Origin of the sequence: Sutterella sp. (assembly GCF_052272535.1) — a bacterium.
In the GTDB taxonomy this organism is placed as follows: domain Bacteria; phylum Pseudomonadota; class Gammaproteobacteria; order Burkholderiales; family Burkholderiaceae_F; genus Sutterella.
This window is the reverse complement of the sequence record NZ_DAVZJY010000219.1, coordinates 1-3,746: the sequence shown is the minus strand read 5'-3', so window position 1 is coordinate 3,746 and position 3,746 is coordinate 1. Positions and strand designations below refer to the sequence as shown.

3 protein-coding genes are annotated in these 3,746 nt (G+C 56.1%); 1 reads left to right on the top strand and 2 read right to left on the bottom strand.

The features are described 5' to 3' along the window. Positions 1–193 precede the first annotated feature (193 nt). The gene (locus ACT6Y9_RS09390; protein ID WP_443744333.1) at positions 194–1,204 is read left to right on the top strand and encodes an asparaginase; all 1,011 of its coding nucleotides are present in this window, start codon (positions 194–196) and stop codon (positions 1,202–1,204) included. Between the two features lie 101 nt (positions 1,205–1,305). Here ACT6Y9_RS09390 and ACT6Y9_RS09385 read toward each other — a convergent pair whose 3' ends face one another. Next, positions 1,306–2,724, bottom strand: coding sequence for an ATP-binding protein (locus ACT6Y9_RS09385; protein WP_443744332.1), 1,419 nt, complete (start codon positions 2,722–2,724; stop codon positions 1,306–1,308). A 416-nt stretch (positions 2,725–3,140) separates the two neighbouring features. Next, positions 3,141–3,524, bottom strand: coding sequence for a hypothetical protein (locus ACT6Y9_RS09380; protein WP_443744331.1), 384 nt, complete (start codon positions 3,522–3,524; stop codon positions 3,141–3,143). Positions 3,525–3,746: the final 222 nt, after the last annotated feature.

Below are 3,746 nucleotides of genomic sequence, written 5' to 3'. Positions count from 1 at the left end.
GGCGGATCAACTCCGCATCAAAGGCGTCGGGGTCTCCGGCGCCTTTTTTGCATCCGGCCCGGCGCAAGGACCCGCTTCGAGGGGAGATCCGCGAAGCCGCGGGCGCGCAGCGTGGCGCGCCGGCACCGGCCGCAGGCGCCGCCGCCCGCTAGAATGCCGTGACGTTCGAACACCTTCCCAGAGGGACCTCTCCATGACCAACACCCTCCCCAAAATTCATCTGATCGCCTGCGGCGGCACCATCGTCTCCTCGGGCGACGACGCGCTGCAGATGACGGGCTACCGCATCAAGGACTTCAGCGTCGATGCGCTTCTCGCCGCCGTGCCACAGCTCGGGCGCTACGCCCGCATCGAAGCTGAAGAGGCAGCCCGCATCGACTCCATGTCGATGACGAGCGAGGTCTGGAAGAAGTTGGGCGCCGCGATCGAGCGCGCCGCCGCCGACCCCGACGTGACGGGCATCGTGGTGACCCACGGCACGGACACGATGGAGGAGACCGCGTGGTTCATGCACCTCACGGCGAAGACGGATAAGCCCATCGTCTTCACCGGCGCGATGCGCCCCGCGACGGCGCTCTCCGCCGACGGCCCGCTCAATCTCCTCAACGCCGTGCGCATCGCCGCCGACCCGCGCGCGAAGGGCCGCGGCGTGCTCCTCGCCCTCAACGACGTGATCCTCTCGGCGCGCGACGCGATGAAGACCAACCCCACGAACGTCATGGCCTTCTCAGGCGTCAACCAGGGGCCGATCGGGCTCGTCGCCGGCGACGAAATCGTCTGGCTCGGGCGCCCCGAGCGCCCGCACGGGGTTGAGACGCCCTTCACGCTCAAAACTTTCTCGCGCCCGAGGCACCTGCCGCGCGTGGACATCCTCTACTCACACGCGGACGACGACGGCGTGCTCGTGCGCGCGGCGGTCGCGGCCGGCGCCGAAGCCATCGTTCATGCGGGCACCGGGAACGGCTCGATTCACGCCGAAACCGAAAAGGCGCTCGCCGAAGCGGCCGCCGGCAACGTCTTCGTGATCCGCGCGAGCCGCGTGCCCGACGGGTGCGTGACGCCGGGGCTCGCCGAGTGGCAGGAAAAGGGCTACGTCCCGTCGGGCACCCTCTCGCCTCAGAAGGCCCGCATCCTCGCGATCCTCGTGCTCCTCACCTTCGGCTGGTCGCCCGAGAAGATGAAGGAGGCCTTTGAGACCTATTGATCACCCGGATTGACGAGTGAACCAGACGGCGGCTGCGCTCCAGTGGAGCGGGCCGCCGTTTTTCTTGATGCTGTTTGTCCGATTTGCTGATGGGGACGGCATCAATCAGAAGTTTGGTCTGAACACTGCTTCAGCACTTCATACTTGATAAATCGCCCTACCCGACTCTTCCTGATTTCTCCAGAATCGATCATGCGTCGGATCAAATAATTTGCAGTCGTTTGCGAGACTCCCAACTCATCCTGCAGCTGTTGTCGCGTAAATTCAGCGTGCTCATTACAAAAATCCGCAAATCTATCAGAAGCAGATTTAGATTGATAGTCATTCACGCGACTTTCACCAACCACTTTCTTTCTTCCGCCCCCTCCATTTTTATTCACCTCACCAAACTCTTCGATAACAACCTTTGGAAGCGTTAATTTAAAGCCGTTATTAGAGACCTCAATGCTTGGTTTGGTCATCGATTCCCTATATTTCTCTTGAATCGAGCGCAACCCGGTCCCATAAGCCTCAATATATCCAAGCCTGTAAAAGATTGCCGCTAATTTTTGATTCCTTAACTCGGAGAGTCCAAAACCAATGTCGTCCACAGTAAGGCCCTTCATCAGACGCCCAAAGTTCATGAACTCCATTCGATCAGAAAAAATATCTATTCTTATAGGTCCACTATAAGAATAGTCTCTGTGGACAATCGCATTGACCAATGCCTCTCTGAGCGCAACCTCCGGATAAGTCTCAAAATCATCACGAACCAACCCGCGAATATTGGATATTATGGCTTGATTCCGCTTGAGTATATCGAATACAACATCCAACTGACTAAGAACAGACCCTGAAGCCTCATAACGAGTTGATATCTTGTCAAAGTCATTACCATTAAACGTTGCAATCTTGATTTGGTGGACACACTGATCACTCAGCAGCATGGCAAGATTGGTATAACTTCCTTGAGGGCCAATGATTCCCAAAGTCCGCTTATTTTCTTCAGTAAGGTCAATCGCCCTTCGTTGAAAGTGTTCCTGAAGCGCGTTAAACGTCAGATCTTGTCTAAGCGCTGTTTCCGATTCAAAATCACCACCTTCAGTCTGACGAAGAAGCTCATATATCAAATCTGGAGATGCGGGAATGGTTGCCGCTCCCCTTCGCACATAGACCCCCTCCGGCCTGATCCCTTTCGCGGCCAGGTAGTAAGGCTTTCTTGTTCCTTTGAGTACCAGTATGCGCACTACATGCTTGCCATCCATAACGACTGGATCGCAAGATATAAACATCAAAGCATCTGGGCGGATGGAATCACGCAACAAACTCGTGACCTGCAAAAGCACTTCATCCGGATCATCAACGCCACAAATAGATCCATCGTCTTCTATGCCTATGAATATCTCTCCTCCGTCTGCATTCATCAACCCAATTACAGATTTGACAACCTCCCGAGTAAGTTCTCTTTTGTATTCAACCTTACTGCCCTCCAGGTCCAAGAGTCGCTTTTCAGGAGTTTTCGGCGATAAAATCTTTTTCATTACACAACCTTTGATATTGAGTTCCGCTATCTGCAGGACTAGATATTGTCATTCCGAACATACCATCACAACTATAGTACAACTATAGTTGTACTATAGTTGAATGAAACTACTAGGGTTGCTTCCATTTTAAAACTGACACAGTAACTTCGCGGCAGGTATTGGTGATGCCGTTCCAATAAGATAGGTAGTACAATATTTGAGCGTAACCTCCGACACTCGAGATCATCGCGGCATCACCTTCAGGGCCTGCAGACCGCCAACTTCCTAAAACAGACGTGGCCAGAAAAGATCCAACCCATGCGGAAGTGCTTGCATGGGAGCAATTCTTCGGTGAACGACAGGCGAAGAGGTCGAGGGTTCACGCTCCCGAGCCAATGCAGAGGCGGCGATTGAATTCCGCCGCCTACCCGTCCTCAGTCCTTGTAGAGCGCGCAGCACCCTTTCGGCGCATCCTTGAGTGCCGTCCCGTCGGCCGAGAGGAGATGGAGCTTCTCGTCGGCGCGCTTCTCGAGGATGCGGCGCACGACGCCCGAGGAGTCCTTGAGTTCAACGCGGCCCGCCTTCACGGTGTAGAAGCCCGTCTCGATGCCGTGCTCCTTTTTGAGCGAGAGCGCGTAGCAGCCGTAGTCGTCGAGTGAGAGCTCGGCGTCGGATGCTTCGTCCATCATCGTGAGCATCACGCCCGACCAGTGCCCTTCGAGCCCGGACTTGTCGCGGGCGGCGGCGGATCCGGAAATGGAGGCGAGCCCGACGACGGCGGAAAGAATGAGCGCGGACGTGATGACGCGGAGCTGCATGGCGGGAGACCTCGAAGAAAAGAGAAGGCTCAAAAACAAAATGAGGAGCCCTCGGCGCCCCGCGGCCCAGCTGCGACCAAGCAAGCGGCGGGCGGCGGACGCTTCAACGAAGCTCCTCTTGAGATGCCTTCAGAGTAGCGCGCAAATCTCTCATGAAGCTTAAGGAGACTTCGCGTCGCCGGTCTTCAAAAAGCCTGCGGCCCGCCGGAAGGATCCGCATGA

Bases quoted from the DNA above. Each gene is read 5' to 3' on its own strand.
- ACT6Y9_RS09380 (WP_443744331.1), bottom strand. From the start codon at position 3,524: ATGCAGCTCCGCGTCATCACGTCCGCGCTCATTCTTTCCGCCGTCGTC.
- ACT6Y9_RS09385 (WP_443744332.1), bottom strand. From the start codon at position 2,724: ATGAAAAAGATTTTATCGCCGAAAACTCCTGAAAAGCGACTCTTGGAC.
- ACT6Y9_RS09390 (WP_443744333.1), top strand. From the start codon at position 194: ATGACCAACACCCTCCCCAAAATTCATCTGATCGCCTGCGGCGGCACC.